18 protein-coding genes are annotated in these 17,178 nt (G+C 39.9%); 6 read left to right on the top strand and 12 right to left on the bottom strand.

Going from position 1 to position 17,178, the window contains the following annotated elements; all coding sequences use genetic code 11:
- Window positions 1–25: 25 nt before the first annotated feature.
- Genes D7Z94_RS22655 through D7Z94_RS22645 form a run of 3 tightly spaced genes read right to left on the bottom strand, consistent with a single transcriptional unit; the run spans window position 26 to window position 2,032 of the window.
- Complete coding sequence (locus tag D7Z94_RS22655) at window positions 26–574, bottom strand: RsmD family RNA methyltransferase (RefSeq protein WP_120713911.1); 549 nt, start codon at window positions 572–574, stop codon at window positions 26–28.
- Window positions 574–1,392: a DUF3822 family protein gene (locus D7Z94_RS22650; RefSeq protein ID WP_245967285.1), complete on the bottom strand. Its 819-nt coding sequence runs from the start codon at window positions 1,390–1,392 to the stop codon at window positions 574–576. The genes D7Z94_RS22655 and D7Z94_RS22650 overlap by 1 nt, the downstream gene beginning before the upstream one ends.
- Window positions 1,382–2,032 (bottom strand): hypothetical protein, encoded by a 651-nt coding sequence (locus tag D7Z94_RS22645; protein ID WP_120713910.1) that lies wholly within the window; start codon window positions 2,030–2,032, stop codon window positions 1,382–1,384. The genes D7Z94_RS22650 and D7Z94_RS22645 overlap by 11 nt, the downstream gene beginning before the upstream one ends.
- Window positions 2,033–2,289: 257 nt before the next feature.
- Between D7Z94_RS22645 and D7Z94_RS22640 the strand changes: the two genes are divergently transcribed.
- The 6 genes from D7Z94_RS22640 to D7Z94_RS22615 all read left to right on the top strand — a co-directional run bounded on the left by D7Z94_RS22640 (window position 2,290) and on the right by D7Z94_RS22615 (window position 7,600).
- The gene (locus D7Z94_RS22640; protein ID WP_120713909.1) at window positions 2,290–3,729 is read left to right on the top strand and encodes an ATP-dependent DNA helicase; all 1,440 of its coding nucleotides are present in this window, start codon (window positions 2,290–2,292) and stop codon (window positions 3,727–3,729) included.
- A 53-nt stretch (window positions 3,730–3,782) separates the two neighbouring features.
- The gene (locus D7Z94_RS22635) at window positions 3,783–4,352 is read left to right on the top strand and encodes a DUF4126 domain-containing protein (RefSeq protein WP_120713908.1); all 570 of its coding nucleotides are present in this window, start codon (window positions 3,783–3,785) and stop codon (window positions 4,350–4,352) included.
- A gap of 40 nt (window positions 4,353–4,392) precedes the next feature.
- On the top strand, window positions 4,393–5,106 hold the full coding sequence (gene kdsB, locus D7Z94_RS22630) for a 3-deoxy-manno-octulosonate cytidylyltransferase (protein WP_211341851.1): 714 nt from the start codon (window positions 4,393–4,395) through the stop codon (window positions 5,104–5,106).
- Window positions 5,097–5,795 (top strand): HAD family hydrolase, encoded by a 699-nt coding sequence (locus tag D7Z94_RS22625; protein ID WP_120713906.1) that lies wholly within the window; start codon window positions 5,097–5,099, stop codon window positions 5,793–5,795. Before kdsB ends, D7Z94_RS22625 begins: the two co-directional genes overlap by 10 nt.
- Before the next feature lie 8 nt (window positions 5,796–5,803).
- Window positions 5,804–6,931: an iron-containing alcohol dehydrogenase family protein gene (locus tag D7Z94_RS22620; protein ID WP_120713905.1), complete on the top strand. Its 1,128-nt coding sequence runs from the start codon at window positions 5,804–5,806 to the stop codon at window positions 6,929–6,931.
- Between the two features lie 129 nt (window positions 6,932–7,060).
- Window positions 7,061–7,600 (top strand): 1-acyl-sn-glycerol-3-phosphate acyltransferase, encoded by a 540-nt coding sequence (locus tag D7Z94_RS22615; RefSeq protein WP_120713904.1) that lies wholly within the window; start codon window positions 7,061–7,063, stop codon window positions 7,598–7,600.
- Here the strand turns inward: D7Z94_RS22615 and D7Z94_RS22610 are convergent.
- The 9 genes from D7Z94_RS22610 to thrA form a co-directional block, all read right to left on the bottom strand.
- Window positions 7,597–8,100, bottom strand: a complete 504-nt coding sequence (locus D7Z94_RS22610; protein WP_245967284.1) for a YbjN domain-containing protein — start codon at window positions 8,098–8,100, stop codon at window positions 7,597–7,599. The genes D7Z94_RS22615 and D7Z94_RS22610 overlap by 4 nt on opposite strands.
- A gap of 77 nt (window positions 8,101–8,177) precedes the next feature.
- Window positions 8,178–8,888 carry a YebC/PmpR family DNA-binding transcriptional regulator gene (locus D7Z94_RS22605; protein ID WP_120713903.1) on the bottom strand — a complete coding sequence of 237 codons (711 nt, stop codon included), beginning with the start codon at window positions 8,886–8,888 and terminating at the stop codon, window positions 8,178–8,180.
- 78 nt (window positions 8,889–8,966) lie between these two features.
- Window positions 8,967–9,248, bottom strand: coding sequence for a 4a-hydroxytetrahydrobiopterin dehydratase (locus D7Z94_RS22600; RefSeq protein ID WP_120713902.1), 282 nt, complete (start codon window positions 9,246–9,248; stop codon window positions 8,967–8,969).
- A 96-nt stretch (window positions 9,249–9,344) separates the two neighbouring features.
- Window positions 9,345–10,166, bottom strand: a complete 822-nt coding sequence (locus tag D7Z94_RS22595) for a sugar nucleotide-binding protein (RefSeq protein ID WP_120713901.1) — start codon at window positions 10,164–10,166, stop codon at window positions 9,345–9,347.
- A 3-nt stretch (window positions 10,167–10,169) separates the two neighbouring features.
- On the bottom strand, window positions 10,170–11,084 hold the full coding sequence (locus D7Z94_RS22590) for a glutaminase (protein ID WP_120713900.1): 915 nt from the start codon (window positions 11,082–11,084) through the stop codon (window positions 10,170–10,172).
- Window positions 11,081–12,169 carry a glycine cleavage system aminomethyltransferase GcvT gene (gene gcvT, locus D7Z94_RS22585; RefSeq protein WP_120713899.1) on the bottom strand — a complete coding sequence of 363 codons (1,089 nt, stop codon included), beginning with the start codon at window positions 12,167–12,169 and terminating at the stop codon, window positions 11,081–11,083. Before gcvT ends, D7Z94_RS22590 begins: the two co-directional genes overlap by 4 nt.
- A 102-nt stretch (window positions 12,170–12,271) precedes the next feature.
- On the bottom strand, window positions 12,272–13,570 hold the full coding sequence (gene thrC / locus D7Z94_RS22580) for a threonine synthase (protein ID WP_120713898.1): 1,299 nt from the start codon (window positions 13,568–13,570) through the stop codon (window positions 12,272–12,274).
- Window positions 13,567–14,499: a homoserine kinase gene (locus D7Z94_RS22575; protein ID WP_120713897.1), complete on the bottom strand. Its 933-nt coding sequence runs from the start codon at window positions 14,497–14,499 to the stop codon at window positions 13,567–13,569. The genes thrC and D7Z94_RS22575 overlap by 4 nt, the downstream gene beginning before the upstream one ends.
- A gap of 46 nt (window positions 14,500–14,545) precedes the next feature.
- Window positions 14,546–16,990 carry a bifunctional aspartate kinase/homoserine dehydrogenase I gene (gene thrA / locus D7Z94_RS22570; RefSeq protein ID WP_120713896.1) on the bottom strand — a complete coding sequence of 815 codons (2,445 nt, stop codon included), beginning with the start codon at window positions 16,988–16,990 and terminating at the stop codon, window positions 14,546–14,548.
- Between the last annotated feature and the right edge of the window lie 188 nt (window positions 16,991–17,178).

Here is a 17,178-nt window from a genome sequence, read left to right as displayed (position 1 = left end):
TTTAATTTTAGCTTCACTCAGGATTTTACCCATTTTTAGATATATCAAAAAAACTAAAGATACTACCGCCATATTTTCTTGAATCCGAAAAATGAATGCACTGGGACAGATTCATATGTTTGGAATGTTCAATGATCAATATGCCATTTTCTGTAAGTAGGTCATTACTAAAAACAAGCTGGGGTATTTTTTCAAAATCATTTAGAGACATGTTATAAGGAGGATCGGCAAAGATAATATCTGCTTTTATATCGGACTTCTTCAAATAGACCAAAACATCGGCCTTAATAGGAGTGATATTAAAATTTAATTCACGGGCTATTCGTGAAATGAATTTTATGCAATTACTATTCATATCTACGGCGGAAATATGTTTAGAACCTCTGGAAGCAAACTCATAACTAATATTTCCAGTACCCGAAAACAGGTCGAGAACAGATACGTCCTTAAAATAATATCGATTGTTCAAAATGTTGAACAAAGCTTCTTTGGCCATATCGGTCGTAGGCCTAACAGGTAATTTTTTAGGGGCCAAGATCCGCTTCCCCTTATATACCCCAGAGATAATCCGCATTATAGGGAATTTAATATGGCAAAATCGATATTTTCAGATGCAGCATCTATAAAAGGATGCGACGCACCCGTAGGTACAAAAATGGAGATATGCTTAATATATTCATAACAAAGCGCATAGATTTCATCATCTTCTTCTATACTGCCAAAGAGTCGTAAGATGACGGACTCCGCATCCAGGTTCAATTGTTCCAGTGCAAAAAGGAGATAATAAAGAAAATCCTCTTTTGTATCGAATGAAAAACTATTGTACAGCAATAATTTTTTTTGGGAGATAATCACGATGTCCATATTTTTTTCGGATACATGAACATAGCAAACCGGACTTTTCCCGTTGGTATGATTTTTTAACAAAGATTCGATCAATACGGTACCGATATGCTTAAAAATGAAATCACCAAAAAGCTCATAAATATAGTTGTTGATATTGACGAAAGGTACATAAACATTGACCATGTCGTAACCTGCGATTTCGTCGAAATCTATATGATCACTTGCCAATATTTTGGCATTAAATTTAATATAATTAGGGAGCTCTTCCGGGTTGAACAGCGGTTTTGGGACCAAACCGAATAATTTGTTCTGATGAATGACAATTACTTCGGAGAACTCTTTTTGAGAAATGGAATGTTTTTTAAAGAGATCTTTTACTTCCTTTAGCAGTTTATAGGGGGTAAGGGTTATGTCAAAAGTTTTCTTTTCCGATAGCAGTACGGTATTTTTAATGGTATCCAGAATACAAAAAGAAAGTCCATTCAAACTAACTTGAATGGACAGTTTCAAAAAATCTTGAGAAATTCCCTTGGGATTATTGTTCACCTTTTTTATCGTAAATAGGAGGCCAATTACCACTTGTGCTCACTTCCTCCAAAGAACCTACTGTAATAACATTTCCATTCACCTCGTCCACTCCTATTTCAGCATTTTCCTTTGCCAATAAGTCCTTGGGCTGGTCATAAAGTATTACGTTTTTTTCCACTTTTGCTTCAAAAACAGGAGCCTTGTAGCCACTTTTTTCAATGATGTCCGCTTTCATTTCAAACTTTTCACCACCTGGTGCTCCAGGAACGTTCATCATGCTTTTATACCGATCGTCCGCTTTGAACAAGGAATCCTTAACAGATACAAAACCTAGTGTGTCGATAATTTTCACTTCTTTCAACAGGTCAATTTGGTATACCTTGTCAAACTCCATATACGAGGAATCCCTTTGCTGGGTTATCACATATTTTCCGGTGTCCACAAAAGTGATAAGGCTATTGAAATCCTTGGCGTATTTACCGTTTACCGTTTTGTACGCCTCCTGGGAATTTCGAATATCCTTTAGGTTGGAAACTACTTTGGCAAAGCGCTCTACCTTAACTTTGTTGAACTCTATGGGACCGGTAACCGATCTATAAATAAGATATCCAAGTCCTACACAAGCTATCCAAAGTACAATTTGTATTATGGTCTTCATTTCGTATGTGTTAATTAAATTTAGTGGTTAACACAAATCTACAATTTTTTTGCAAACTGCCTAATTTTTTGCATTCGGATTTTGCGCTGGATTTCATAGGTCTAATGGTAGAGAATCTCTCTGTTTTATAGGCTTAAAAGGCAAGGCTATAAATGATAAAAGGAAGGAATGTTACTTGGTAATTTGGCCTGGAATAAGACTTCTTTTATACTATTGCAGAGGTTTTGCAAGGAAATCCTCTCTATCTTTGAAAATCTATGAAAAGTCTTTCAAACACCTCCTTTTATGCTATTATGAAAGAGAAATTTCCTCATGAGCCTACCGTAGGGCAATCTGTTGTTCTCCAAAAAATGGCCGATTATCTTTTGTCCGCAGGAAAAGATAGCGTGTTCCTATTAAAAGGTTTTGCAGGTACGGGAAAAACTACAATTATAGGTACTTTGGTCAATTGCCTATGGAAGACGACCATGAAGTCCGTACTCATGGCCCCTACGGGAAGGGCAGCAAAAGTAATGTCCAATTATTCGAATACACAGGCATTTACGATACACAGAAAGATATATTTTCCAAAAAAACAGAGTGGGGGTGGAATTCAATTTGTATTGGCACCAAATAAACATAGGAATACGGTTTTTATCGTGGATGAAGCCTCCATGATTCCTGATTCCCCGGCGGATTCCAAACTTTTTGAAAACGGTTCCTTGTTAGACGATTTATTAATGTTCGTCTATTCGGGCCATAACTGCAAATTGATCTTAATAGGCGATACGGCTCAGTTGCCCCCGGTACATCTGAATATAAGTCCAGCTTTGGATGAGAACAAGTTATCTCTCAATTATAATAAAGAAATAGTTAAGGTTGAATTGGATGAAGTAGTTCGTCAAGCAGAAAATTCCGGTATTTTAGTCAACGCAACCCTGTTGCGAGAACAACTCCAAGGCAGTTTTTTTGATTCGTTTCAGTTCGATGTGAACCTTTTCAAAGACATTCAAAGATTGGTGGATGGCCATGAAATACAGGAAGCCATAGATTCCTCTTACTCCAGGAATGGGAGAGAAGAGACGGCCTTTATTGTTCGTTCAAACAAAAGGGCAAATCTTTACAATGAAAATATTAGAAGCCGGATTTTATTTCTGGAGAATGAATTGGCCGTTGGTGATTATATGATGGTGGTGAAGAACAATTATTTTTGGTTGAAGCCCAATTCAGAGGCCGGATTTATCGCGAATGGTGATATCATTGAAGTCCTTGAAATTTTTGCCCTAAAGGAGATTTACGGCTTCAAATTTGCCGAGGTAAAAGTAAGAATGGTAGATTATCCCGATCAAAAGCCATTTGAAACAGTGCTCTTACTGGATACTATACAGGCCATTACACCTTCTTTGTCCTATGAGGACGGTAATAAACTGTACCAGGAGGTAAGTAAGGATTACATGCATGAAAAGTCCAAATACAAAAGATTTTTAGGGGTTAAGAACAATAGGTATTTCAACGCTTTGCAGGTAAAGTTCTCTTATGCCATAACATGCCATAAGTCACAAGGCGGGCAATGGGATACTGTTTTTGTGGAACAACCCTATTTGCCCAATGGGGTGGATAAGGATTATCTTCGCTGGCTATATACGGCAATTACACGAGCCAAAAGGCAACTGTATCTCATTGGCTTTAAGGACAATTTTTTTGTTGGGAATGAATAAGTTAAATTCGTGTAGTTAAAGGGAGTTGTTAAACCAAGCTCCTATAAAATAGAATGACCTCGGATACCATTATTAGCATTTTTTTGGGCGTAGGCCTTGCCGCTTCTGTAGGCTTTAGGGTTTTTTTACCCTTGTTCGCCCTAAGTTTGGCTGCCTATTTTGATATTTGGGAGCTTAACGATAACTGGCAATGGGTAGGCAGCCTTGCAACCCTAATTACCTTGGGAGTGGCGACCATTGTCGAGATTTTTGCTTATTTCATTCCCTGGGTGGACAACGTTTTGGATAGCATAGCCATACCCTTGGCTGCTCTGGCCGGCACAGCCGTTATGGTCTCTACCGTCGCCAATTTAGATCCCGTTGTAACTTGGTCATTGGCCATTATAGCTGGCGGAGGTACCGCAACAGCAATTAAAGGCGCCGGTGCCACGGGTCGGTTAGCTTCTACCGTATCTACGGGAGGTCTGGCAAACCCTATAGTATCCACTGCGGAAACGGGAACCGCTCTTGTTGTCTCTGTAGCTTCTATCTTTGCACCTATATTGGCGGCTGTTCTGGTCATCATAATTTTGATTATCGTATTCAGGATATACAGAAAACTAAGGCCAAGGCCGAAAACATGAAATAGACCAACTAAAACAAAAAAAGGTGAAAGTTATTGCTATGATACCTGCGCGTTATGCCGCATCAAGATTTCCTGCAAAATTGATGAAAGATCTTATGGGCAAACCCGTAATCTTGAGGACCTATGAAGCGGCCGTGAAAACTCAGCTCTTTGATGCCGTTTACGTAGTTACCGATAGCACACTTATTTTTGATACTATTTCCAATGCCGGAGGTAGGGCGATAATGAGTTTTAAGGAACATGATTGTGGAAGTGATCGTATTGCGGAGGCGGTTGAGGATATGGACGTGGATATTATTGTAAATGTTCAGGGAGATGAACCCTTTATCGATAGGGAAAGTCTGGCAGGGGTACTAGATGTATTTCAAGGTGATGTAAAAAAAGAAATCGATTTGGCTTCCTTAATGGTTAGGATTCGAGATAAGGACGAGATCCACAATCCAAATACCGTAAAAGTTATTGTTGACCATTATAATTTCGCCCTATATTTTTCACGATCTCCTATTCCGTATCATAGGGCAGAGGAAGTTGACCCTCCTTATTTTAAACATAAAGGAATTTATGCTTTTAGAAAAAGAGCCTTGATGGATTTTCAAAAACTGCCCATGCTTCCATTAGAGGCAACGGAAAAAATTGAGGCCATTCGCTATTTGGAATATGGAAAAAAAATAAAAATGGTAGAAACGACCATTAGTGGAATAGAAATTGATACCCCTGAAGACTTAAAACGGGCACAAAAGGAATGGAAATAGATTACAGCGGCATCAAGGTTATAGGCTTTGATGCGGATGATACACTTTGGGTAAATGAAACCTATTTTAGGGAGACCGAAGAAAAATTTGCCGATTTATTGGAGGGCTATGAAACCAAGAACAAAATTGACCAAGAGCTCTTCAAAATGGAAATGAAAAATCTTGAGCTATATGGATATGGGATTAAAGGATTTATGCTTTCCATGATAGAATCTGCTATGGAAATTTCAAATAATCAAGTTTCCCAAGCAACGATATCGGAAATATTGAATCTTGGTAAAAGGATGATTGCACATCCTGTGGAACTATTGGGCGGAGTAAAGGAAGTATTAAAACAATTGAATGGAAAGTATAGACTTATAGTTCTGACCAAAGGCGATCTTTTGGACCAAGAACGCAAATTGGAACGCTCAAGCTTGTCGAATTATTTTCACCATGTTGAGGTTTTGAGTGATAAAAAAGAAGAAAACTATCTAAATTTGTTGGATCATTTGAAAATAGGGGTTCATGAATTCTTGATGATTGGGAATTCCTTAAAATCCGATGTTTTACCGATTCTCAATATAGGCGCGCAAGCCGTACATGTTCCTTTTCACACTACGTGGCAGCATGAAGAAGTATCGGTAGAAGAAGGAAAGTATACGTATCTGAAAATTAATCAATTGACAGATATTTTGAAGTATTTGTAAATCGTGCTATGGAGATTAGAAAAGAGGTTGGCGTAAGGGATTCTATCACTTCTAAAATAAGTCGTTATAGAAACTTCCCTATGGTGCCCAGGGTAATATTTGGGCGAGGAAGTTTTGATCAATTGGGCGAAATACTCATGCCCAAGCGTAGGCATTCCGAAGCTCCATTTATATTTTTGGTCGACGACGTTTTTGAAGGTACACCGTTTGCCAGTCGTATTCCTTTAATTTTTAATGATCAGGTAATTTTTGTTTCTGCCGATGAGGAACCCAAAACGGTTCAAGTTGATGCGCTGGTGGGGAGAATAAAGAGGGAGTTTAATGAACTTCCGTCCGGAATTGTTGGAATTGGTGGCGGTACCCTCTTGGATTTGGCAAAGGCCGTATCAATTTGTTTGACCAATACCGGCAGTTCTTGTGATTACCAGGGATGGGATTTGGTAAGAAAACCATCGGTTTACCACGTTGGCATTCCCACAATAAGTGGCACTGGAGCAGAGGTTTCCAGGACCACCGTTCTTTTAGGGCCTGAAAAAAAACTGGGAATAAATTCGGATCACACCACATTCGATCAAGTGATTCTAGACCCTGATTTAACCAAAGGTGTTTCAAAAGAACAGTGGTTTTACACGGGAATGGATTGTTTTATTCATTGTATAGAATCCCTCAATGGAACGTATTTAAACGCTTTCAGTCAGAGTTATGGCGAAAAGGCCTTGGAGCTTTGCAAGGAAGTGTATCTAGGCGATTTGTCGCTGGCGGATTCGAGGGACAAACTAATGATGGCCTCTTGGCACGGAGGTATGAGCATAGCATACTCCCAAGTAGGAATCGCACATGCCATGAGCTATGGACTGTCCTATTTACTTGGTGTAAAACACGGCATAGGGAATTGCATGGTGTTTCAGCATTTGGAAGAGTTTTACCCGAAAGGAGTAGCGCTTTTTAACCAAATGATGCAAAAACAAAAAGTACAACTGCCAACGGGTATCTGTTCTGACCTTACCGATAGCGACTATAAAACCATGATAAGCGTTTCCCTTGGCATGGAACCTTTGTGGGAGAATGCCCTTGGTAAGAGCTGGCGCGATATTGCCACCTGGAAAAAATTGAAATCTATTTATAGTAGGATATAATTTTTGGTGATACTAGTTGGCATTAGGGCAAACAATCCTTAGCTCATTTTTTGACTAGATTTTCAACTCGAATCACTTCTACATTTTCATTTATTAAATATCCGTACTTATGCAACAGCAAGTTAACACATGCGTACGCTAGCAAAATTTATTTACTTTAAAGTATTGGGATGGAAGTTGATCGGTTCTTTTCCCAAATTGGACAAGTGTGTGGTTATTGTTGTACCCCATACGAGTTGGATCGATTTTTTTCTTGGACTTTTGGTCCGGAGGGTATTGAATGAAGAAATCAATTATATTGCCAAGAAAAGCTTATTTAAGCCGCCATTGGGTTGGTATTTTAAGTGGATGGGAGGTGCACCTATCGATCGCAGCCAGAACAACGATACGGTTAGTGCTATTTCAAAAATCTTCAAGGAACGCAAAAAGTTTAGGTTGGCACTTTCTCCTGAGGGTACCCGCAAGAAAGTCACTCAATGGAAGACAGGGTTTTATTACATTGCCAAAAGCGCCCAGGTTCCTATTCTTATGATAGCGTTTGATTATGGCCGCAAGCAGGTGAAAATTTCAGAACCACAATACCCATCCAATACTAAAGAAATGGATTTTGAAATCTATCAAAGGTTTTTTAATGGCGTAAAGGGTAAGGTACGGGAATATAGTTTCTAATCCCTTTTAATCAATTTTTTTGGTCTGGGCTCGTCTTTTTTCTTTGCATTGCCAGGGAATACCAAATTAGTACTAGAGTAGGTGGTGCCAAACGTCACATTAGCCAAATAAACCTGGTCAATGGCATCCAATACTTGGTGGTTGGAAAGTTCCTTAAGGGGATGTGTAAAAACAGACCAAATGATTTCGTCGCTTAACGCGTACTTTACATCCAAGGCAGAATGAAAATTAGCTACTAAGGCATTCAATAACTGTTCCTCCTCTATTTCCGTAAGTTGAACAATCGGTGAAATAATTCGCATACGGTTGGCATTTTCATCATAAATCGTAAAAAGAAAAACATCCTTATAAACGAACCTAAAGGAATTGCCATTGATTTCAAAGGTGTCTGTGACCGATTCAATAAGTTCCCCCAACTTTGTAGGATTCATTTCCTGGGCCCTAATTACAGAGGTGTTGAACATAAAAAATAAAAGGTCAAGGAGGAAAAGATTGCGCATAACCGATTTTATAAGTAAGTCGTTGCCCTAGAAGCTTATTTACAAAACGGTAAAAAATAGATCAAATTGTTGGAGGGCTATTCCTTCATGGTATGATAAACGTTCTGGACATCATCGTCCTCTTCAATTTTTTCCAAGAGTTTTTCCACATCTTGGGCCTGTTCTTCGGTAAGCTCTTTCGTTACCTGAGGAATGCGTTCGAATCCGGAAGAAAGAATCTCAATGTTCCTATTCTCTAATTCCTTTTGAATAGATCCAAAACTTTCAAATGGAGCGTAAATTAAAATCCCATCATCGTCTACAAAAACCTCTTCCGTACCAAAATCGATCATATCCAATTCCAATTCCTCAGGATCTATATCATCTCCATTGATTCGGAAATTACAGGTATGATCAAACATGAACTCTACCGATCCTGAAGTTCCCAAACTACCATCACACTTATTGAAATAACTTCTTATGTTGGCTACGGTACGGGTATTGTTATCGGTAGCGGTTTCAATAAGTATGGCAATCCCATGAGGGGCATAACCCTCAAAAAGGACTTCTTTATAATCCCCTTGGTTCTTATCCGATGCCCTTTTTATGGCCCGTTCAATATTGTCCTTGGGCATGTTAACGGACTTGGCGTTCTGGATTACCGCCCGCAACCTGGCATTTGAATCGGGATCTGGCCCACCTTCCTTAACGGCTATAACAATATCTTTCCCTATACGGGTAAACGCTTTGGACATGGCGGCCCACCGCTTCATTTTACGTGCTTTTCTGAACTCAAAAGCTCTTCCCATTGCCTATGATTTGTGTAATTTAATAGGCAAATTTAGCAAAATAAAAGCCTGCCGCAAGAACAAAAGGGAGTTGTCCTTTTATAGAATTATTTCCTCGATACTATGGGCAAGTTGAAAATCTTTTTCCGTAACACCGCCTGCATCATGGGTGTTTAGCCGTATTTTTAAGGAATTGTAGACATTGGTCCAATCTGGATGGTGGTTATGAGCTTCACATTCAAAGGCGATATGGGTCATCATGGAAAAGGCTTCCCTGAAATCCTTAAAGGTGAAATTGGCCTCTATGGCTCCGTCCTTGTACTGCCATCTTTCAAATTTCTCCAAACGCTCCGTTATCGTCCGTTCTGATAATTTTTCCATAGTGTTGTTTTTTGTATCCCTCTAAAAGTAAAGAATTGCATCAACCTTCTGTTGACCGATACAAGATTTAAACAAAAATTAACGCCGGAAAGAAGTTTATTTAAGAATATGATGATCAATAATTTCCTGATAACCGAACCTTAGATTTTTCGGCAACTTATTGTCTTTGGGAAGTACGGCCAAATAACGTTCTTCATTTGTAGTATACACACGCTTATAGATGGGATTAAAATTGCCGATACGATCTACAATTTCCTTTATGAATTCATCATGGTGTATTAAATCCATACTCCCCATATGATAAATGCCCGTTTTGTTTTGGTTGATCAAGTAGTGTATCTGCTGGGTAAGCTTGTCGTCATTGGTAACGTTCATAACCAAGTTTGGAAAAACCTCGATAGGCGTGTTCTTCCATATTACCTTTTTGATTTCTTTTATGCGGGGAGAGGAATTTCCGAAAACCATGGGTATCCTTAAAATGACCATCTTTTTTTTGGGAAGCCTAAGGAGCATATTTTCGATTTTTATTTTTAATCTACCATAGATGCTTTCGGACAAAGTCTTGTCGTACTCGTAGGATGGATATTTGCTGTAAGCATCAAAAACATTTGCGGAGGAAAGGAAGTAGAGGGTACACTTATTCTGCAAAATATATTCGGTAATATGTTGATGCATTTGTATCTGGGCAGCGAAGTTACCCCGCACCGCAGAAATAATATATTGGGGGCGTACTTTTTCCAAAAGGTGGAAAATATCATCCTCCTGCATATCGTATTTAAAGAATTGATGATTATCCTCGAAGGCTCTTCTGGCCGAAAAATAGGTGCCATAGGTATCAAAATAATTACAAAGTTCTTTGTAAATGGCATTACCCAAAAAACCGCTAGCCCCAAGGATTAATACTTTCTTCGACTCCAAAATCTAAAATATTGATTGATGGGATTCGGTAGTCAGTTTTTCCAAGGCTTCCATCCCTAATTTTGAATTTCCTTTGGCATTCAAGCCTGGAGACCAGACTGCAACACAATATTTTCCAGGAAGCAAGGCCACGATACCGCCGCCAACGCCGCTTTTTCCTGGTAGGCCAACTTCAAATGCGAACTCTCCTGCCTCATCATAAAAACCACAGGTAAGCATTATGGCATTAATTCTTTTCACTTGGCCCAGGGTCAAATAGGTTTTGTTCCTTTGGCACACGCCTCTGTTCATAAATATAAAAAAGGCCTTGGTAAGTTGGGCGCAGTCCATGGCTATGGAACATTGATGAAAATAAAAATCCAGTACGGTCTCCACATCATTCTTAAGGTTACCGTAGGACTTTAATAAATTCGCCGCCGCATAGTTTTTGAATCCGGTTTTCTTTTCGGACCTGGCCACTTTTTTATCGAAATCAATGGTCTGGTCATTCGTCAAGTCCCTTACGAATTGTAGAAAGTCCCTTTTTGGGTCCTGAAGCTCGGTTACCAATATATCTGCCACCACTATAGCCCCGGCATTGATGAGCGGATTCCTGGGAATCCCATTTTCAAATTCCAATAGCGATAAGTGGTTAAACGGATCTCCTGACGGTTCTACATCTACCCTGTTCAATATGGCATTGTCCACTAAGGTAAAGGCAAGTGCCAGGGAAAGAACCTTGGAAATACTTTGTATGGAAAATGCCTCATCCGAATGTCCGGTATAGTAGTTGTTTTTATTTGAGTCTACCAAATGAATACCGAACTTGGAATCGCTGACCTTGGCAAGTTCAGGAATATAGTTAGCTACCTTACCACGGTCCTTGGACTGCCTACATTGGGCACCTATAGTATCAATTATAGTTTGATAGTCTGTCATTGAGATTTGTAAAATGGGAGTCTCACTACGGTAGCCGGTACTGCGTTCTTTCTAATTTGAATGTGCAATTTACTGCCGGTTTCCGAAAAAATTAGCGGAACATACCCTAGGCCTATACCTTTGCCTAAGGAAGGTGACATGGTGCCTGAGGTCACAGAACCGATTTTTCTACCTTGCCCATCAACGATATCGTAACCTTGACGCGGAATTCCCCTATCCTCCAATTGAAACCCCACAAGCTTACGTTCCGGGCCCCTTTCTTTCTCTTTAGCTAAGTTTTCAGCATTTACAAAGTCCTTGTTAAACTTCGTAATCCATCCCAAACCAGCCTCTATTGGAGAAGTAGTTTCATCTATATCGTTGCCATAAAGGCAGTAGCCCATTTCTAGGCGAAGTGTATCACGGGCGGCTAACCCAATGGGCTTAATTCCAAAGCCCTCTCCAGCTTCCAGCACTTTCTCCCAAATTTGTTGGACTTCATTATTCTTGCAGTAGACTTCAAATCCCCCGGAGCCTGTATATCCTGTTGCTGAGATGATGACGTAATCGATACCGGCAAAATCGGCGACGACAAAATTATAGAACTTGATTTGCGATAAATCCACCGATGTTAAGCTTTGCATTGCAGCTACAGCTTTTGGGCCCTGAATGGCTAGAAGGGAATAGTCATCAGAGATATTTCTAAGGTCGGCACCCAACGTTTCATTATATTTTGAGATATGCGCCCAGTCCTTTTCAATATTGGAAGCATTTACTACTAGAAGATAGGTTTCTTCCTTAATTCGGTAAATGATTAGGTCATCCACTATGCCCCCGGTTTCATTGGGTAAGCAACTGTATTGTGCCTTCCCAATGGTTAATTTTGAAGCGTCGTTGGAGCTTACTTTTTGTATGAGTTCCAGAGCTTTTGGACCTTCGATCAGGAATTCGCCCATATGGGACACATCAAAAACGCCCACGCCTTTTCTCACAGTCTCATGCTCTAAATTTACTCCATCATAGGAAACAGGCATATTATAGCCCGCAAAAGGCACTATCTTGGCACCAAGCGCCTTATGTGTTTCGGTAAGTGCGGTATTTTTCATCTCGCTTCAATTTTGAAGCGCAAAGCTATAGAATAATTTAGCGATAGGAAAGCTTGTTTATACTATGTTTTTTATAAAGTGTTGGCACGAATAATGATTGAATCACCGCCGGCCCAATAAGTAGTCTTTTACTTCTTGATACGTAGAAATTTTGATGGACTTTTTCTCCTTATCCATTACTTTTCGAATTTGTGGTGGTATCTCCAAAGATTTTCCCAAAGTCTCCTCTACTACATCCAAAAATTTTACCGGGTGCGCAGTCTCCAGAAAAATCCCATACGTATTTGGATGGTTTTCCCTAAATTTTTTCAGTCCTAAATAACCTACGGCACCATGCGGATCCGTTACATATCCATTTTCCATATAAATTTTAAGCATGGTTCTTTTCGTTTCGATATCCGTAAAGGAATAGGAGGAGAGGTTCTGTTTCAACAAATCAAAATTGTCCTTATACAGATGCCGTATACGGATAAAATTACTGGGGTCGCCTACGTCCATGGCATTGGATATGGTGGCCGTGGAAGGTTTAGGCTCGTATTTTTGTGATTCCATAAATTGGGGTACGGTATCGTTTACATTGGTGGATGCTACAAAATGGTTTACCGGCATCCCCAGTTTTTGAGCTACCATTCCCGCACAAATATTTCCAAAGTTACCACTGGGTACAGAGAATACAATTTCTTTGTTTTTGGATTTCAATTGTTTGTAAGCGAATAAAAAATAGAACATTTGGGGCAACCATCGGGCCACGTTAATGGAATTGGCCGATGTCAACTGCATGTTTTCGAGGAGCTCTGCATCCAAAAAAGCGGTCTTTACCATTTTTTGGCAATCATCGAAGGTGCCATCTACCTCCAATGCCACTATGTTTTGTCCCAATGTGGTTAGTTGTCTTTCTTGAATATCACTTACTTTGCCACTGGGATATAAAATCACAACATTTACACCTTCTACGCCTAAAAACCCATTTGCAACAGCACCTCCCGTATCTCCTGAAGTGGCTACCAGAACAGTAACTTCACTGGCCTTTTCTTTTGAAAAATGCCCGAGGCATCTAGCCATAAATCGGGCGCCGACATCCTTAAATGCCATAGTAGGACCATGGAAAAGCTCCAGTACCGCTATGTTATCCTCTAGTTCATTTACAGGAAAGTCAAAGTCTAGAACATCTTTTAAAATATCGTTTAGAGCGGTTTCGGAAATATCATCACTAACAAATTGATGGATGGCCTTAAAGGCGATTTCATGATTTGACAAACTTTCAATGCCTCCAAAAAATCCAATAGGCAAAGGAGTGATTTTTTCCGGAAAATATAATCCACGATCTGGGGCTATGCCTTTGACAACCGCATCCTTAAAGGATACTTTGGGAGCTTTCTCGTTTAAACTGTAAAAATTCATTGATCTAATGGCTTAATACCCAATGTGTTTATTCTTGAAACATGTACATCGTAGTCGACCCCTATTTTTTGATATATCTCTTTCATTGTATGGGCTACTCTTTTCGCAACGGTCTCACCTTTGCTAAACGCGAAAATGGAAGGACCGGAACCTGAAATTCCACAACCCAGTGCCCCTGCTTCCAATGATTCGGATTTAATGGTGTCATATCCTGGAATTAGAATGGAACGAATGGGTTCCACGATATGGTCTACCAATGATCGTCCGATCAATTCATAATCTTCTTGGAAAAGCCCTGCAATTAATCCACCTACATTGCCCCATTGTTTAATGCCATCCGCCAAGGTAATGTTGGTCTTCAATATCTTTCGTGAATCAGAGGTCTTCACTTCTATTTGTGGATGGATTACCGTAGCATACAATTTGGAAGGGCTGGGTATGGAAATAATATCCAAGGGGTCATAACTACGTACCAAGGTAAATCCACCCAACAAGGCTGGGGCAACATTATCGGCATGGGCAACACCACTGGCCAATCGTTCCCCTTCCATGGCGAACTTCACCAGGTCCACATTGGAAAATGGTCTGCCCAATAACTGGTTTATGCCCCAAACGGCTCCTGCAGAACTGGCCGCACTACTACCTATCCCGCTTCCGGCCTTGATTTTCTTATAAATCTCTATTTCAAAACCGTCCTCATAATCAACATGTTCCAACAATGCCATACCTGCTACACCTGCAACATTCAAATGGGTTTCCAATGGCAAGTCCTGTCCTTCCAGTTTGGTAATTTTTATACCTTTTTCCTTAGCCTTCCGAATTACCATTTCGTCCCCAACGGCATCCAGCGCAACACCTAGTACATCAAATCCACAGGAAATATTGGCGATGGTAGCCGGACAGAATAATTTAATTTTATTGGTATGCATATGTTCCTATTTGATGTGGCAATTTTTTTATTGACCATAAGGAGGTTTAAAAATTCCCAATTCGAATGATATCTGCAAAAATTCCCGAAGCGGTTACTTCAGCTCCCGCACCCGCGCCTTTTATGATCATGGGTTGATTGGGATACCGTTCCGTATAGAACAGAACAATGTTATCACTTCCTTGTAGATTATAAAAGTCATGATTTTTTGGAATTTGCTGCAACCCTACGCTGGCCCTCCCATCTTCATATTGGGCCACATATTTTAATTTGCAATCCGCTTCGTTGGCTTGTGTATACAAATCCTGAAAATCATTTTCATACTTTTTCAAGGAAGCAAAGAAATCTTCATTGCTTTTTGTCTCGAGACTCTCTTTGGGGAGAAAGGATTTATTTTCGATATCGTCAATTTCCAGTCGGTTTCCACTTTCCCTGGCCAAGATCAAAATTTTACGCATTACATCTATTCCACTAAGGTCAATTTTTGGATCTGGCTCGGTATAACCTTCCTCTTGAGCTTGTTTAACAACATCATGGAACGCAATCTTATCATTGAAATTGTTAAATACAAAATTAAGACTTCCCGATAGGACGGCCTGAATTTTCAGGACCTTATCTCCAGATGCTATTAGGTGTTTTAAAGTATCGATTATGGGTAGACCGGCACCAACGTTGGTCTCGAACAAAAAAGGCGCATTGTATTCCCGGGCCATATTTTTAAGGCCTTGATAATTTTCGTAATTCGAAGAACATGCAATTTTGTTACAGGTAACCACGGAAATACTATTGCCCAAGTAAGCATCATATGTGGATGCCACTTCGTCACTGGCCGTATTGTCCACAAAAATGCTGTTCCGATAGTTCAATTTTTGAACCGTATCAAAAAAACTATTTTTGTCCGCCTTTTCGCCTTTCTCCAATAGTCCTTCCCAGTTCTTAAGGGCAATACCGTCCTCATCAAATACCATGGTCCGTGAATTTGAAATTCCAATAATCCGGATATTCAGCTTCAAATTTTCTTTCAAGTACTTTTTCTGCTGCTGTACTTGTTTCAAAAACTTGGAACCAACATTGCCAACCCCCATGACAAAGAGATTCAACTGTTTGATGTTCTCTTCAAAAAATTCTTCGTGAAGGGCGTTCAACGCTTTTTTTACATCGTTTTTTTTGATTACGGCAGAAACATTTCGTTCAGAGGCTCCTTGGGCTATAGCCCGAATATTCACATTATTTCTCCCTAAAGTACTGAACATTTTACCACTTAACCCTTGATGACTTTTCATATTATCACCTACCAAGGCAATAATGGCCAAGTTCCCTTCGGCGATTACCGGTTTAATTCTATTTCTATCAATTTCGTATTCAAAAGCGGCATTTACGGTATTCACGGCCTCATCGGTATCCTCCGCTGAAATACCCACACAAATCGAATGCTCGGACGAGGCTTGGGTAATCAATACAACGCTGATACCTGCTTGGGAAAGCACTTCAAAAAAACGTTTCGAAATACCTGGAATACCCACCATGCCGGGACCTTCCAAAGAAAGTAGGGCAATGTTCTCCACATGACTGATACCCCGAACGGTCTTGCCCTTGCCATTCTTATTTTGGGTAATAAGCGTGCCCTTATCGTCGGGTTTAAAGGTATTCTTGATCAATATAGAAATCCCCTTGGAAAGCACGGGTTGAATTGTTGGCGGGTATAGCACTTTGGCACCAAAATGAGATAGCTCCATAGCCTCTTCATAAGAAATATGGGGTAAGGCCTTGGCCTGTTTTACAAGTTTGGGGTTTGCGGTATACATACCACTAACGTCTGTCCAGATTTCCAAAATATCCGCATTCATGGCCGCTGCGAAAATGGCCGCAGTGTAATCTGAACCTCCTCTACCTAAAGTAGTAGAATTTCCCATTTCCGAGGATGAGATGAATCCAGGGGCGACCACAATACTTTTTTGTACACTTTCAAAGAAAGTTTTACAAAGCGCATCAGTGACCTCAAAATTTACAACGGCCTTTTCATTCAGGTCATTGGTTTTGATCAGTTCCCTGCTATCCATGTACGTAACATCCATTTGTTCTTGCTTGAAGAATTCGAATATGATGTAAGATGAAAGCAATTCGCCATAACTAACAATTTTATCGGACAATTTAGTAGTTATTTCCCCTATTAAGTAAGAACCTTCCAAAAGGGTTTCCAATATGTTGAGGTCACTTTTTACCTTGCTAAGAATTCTACTTTGGCCATGAACTGGAATTAGTTGCTTGATAGTATTTAAGTGCCGCTCCTCTATGTCCTTGAGAACAGATTTATACTTCTCATTCTGTTCGGAAGCCAAATGGGCAGCTTGCAAAAGTAGGTCCGTTATTCCCCCAAATGCGGAAACAACTACTATGTTTTTAAGGTTATCACTTTGGGAGACGATATCCTTTACAAGGGCTATGTTTTTTGCGCTGGCTACGGATGTGCCACCAAATTTTAAAACTTTCATTTGATAAACTGATTGAAGTTTGCTATTGCGTTAAGGTATAGAAAATGCGAAAACGGACAAATATAGAATTGCTTACCCCAAAGGGGTGGTGATACCAAAGGTAAAAACACAATATGTATTGAATGAAGAAACTAGCATTTGTTTGTCCTACTTGTTAAAAAGCACCCTTCTTAGATAGGTTCAAATGT

The organism is Ulvibacterium marinum, assembly GCF_003626755.1.
GTDB classification, from domain to species: Bacteria; Bacteroidota; Bacteroidia; order Flavobacteriales; family Flavobacteriaceae; genus Ulvibacterium; species Ulvibacterium marinum.
This window is presented reverse-complemented; position numbering and strand designations above follow the sequence as displayed.

What these genes read in the sequence shown, in the direction of transcription:
- D7Z94_RS22655 (WP_120713911.1), bottom strand. Translation starts at nt 574, where the DNA reads ATGCGGATTATCTCTGGGGTATATAAGGGGAAGCGGATCTTGGCCCCT.
- D7Z94_RS22645 (WP_120713910.1), bottom strand. Translation starts at nt 2,032, where the DNA reads ATGAAGACCATAATACAAATTGTACTTTGGATAGCTTGTGTAGGACTT.
- D7Z94_RS22640 (WP_120713909.1), top strand. Translation starts at nt 2,290, where the DNA reads ATGAAAAGTCTTTCAAACACCTCCTTTTATGCTATTATGAAAGAGAAA.
- D7Z94_RS22635 (WP_120713908.1), top strand. Translation starts at nt 3,783, where the DNA reads ATGACCTCGGATACCATTATTAGCATTTTTTTGGGCGTAGGCCTTGCC.
- kdsB (WP_211341851.1), top strand. Translation starts at nt 4,393, where the DNA reads ATGATACCTGCGCGTTATGCCGCATCAAGATTTCCTGCAAAATTGATG.
- D7Z94_RS22625 (WP_120713906.1), top strand. Translation starts at nt 5,097, where the DNA reads ATGGAAATAGATTACAGCGGCATCAAGGTTATAGGCTTTGATGCGGAT.
- D7Z94_RS22620 (WP_120713905.1), top strand. Translation starts at nt 5,804, where the DNA reads ATGGAGATTAGAAAAGAGGTTGGCGTAAGGGATTCTATCACTTCTAAA.
- D7Z94_RS22615 (WP_120713904.1), top strand. Translation starts at nt 7,061, where the DNA reads ATGCGTACGCTAGCAAAATTTATTTACTTTAAAGTATTGGGATGGAAG.
- D7Z94_RS22610 (WP_245967284.1), bottom strand. Translation starts at nt 8,100, where the DNA reads ATGCGCAATCTTTTCCTCCTTGACCTTTTATTTTTTATGTTCAACACC.
- D7Z94_RS22605 (WP_120713903.1), bottom strand. Translation starts at nt 8,888, where the DNA reads ATGGGAAGAGCTTTTGAGTTCAGAAAAGCACGTAAAATGAAGCGGTGG.
- D7Z94_RS22600 (WP_120713902.1), bottom strand. Translation starts at nt 9,248, where the DNA reads ATGGAAAAATTATCAGAACGGACGATAACGGAGCGTTTGGAGAAATTT.
- D7Z94_RS22590 (WP_120713900.1), bottom strand. Translation starts at nt 11,084, where the DNA reads ATGACAGACTATCAAACTATAATTGATACTATAGGTGCCCAATGTAGG.
- gcvT (WP_120713899.1), bottom strand. Translation starts at nt 12,169, where the DNA reads ATGAAAAATACCGCACTTACCGAAACACATAAGGCGCTTGGTGCCAAG.
- thrC (WP_120713898.1), bottom strand. Translation starts at nt 13,570, where the DNA reads ATGAATTTTTACAGTTTAAACGAGAAAGCTCCCAAAGTATCCTTTAAG.
- D7Z94_RS22575 (WP_120713897.1), bottom strand. Translation starts at nt 14,499, where the DNA reads ATGCATACCAATAAAATTAAATTATTCTGTCCGGCTACCATCGCCAAT.
- thrA (WP_120713896.1), bottom strand. Translation starts at nt 16,990, where the DNA reads ATGAAAGTTTTAAAATTTGGTGGCACATCCGTAGCCAGCGCAAAAAAC.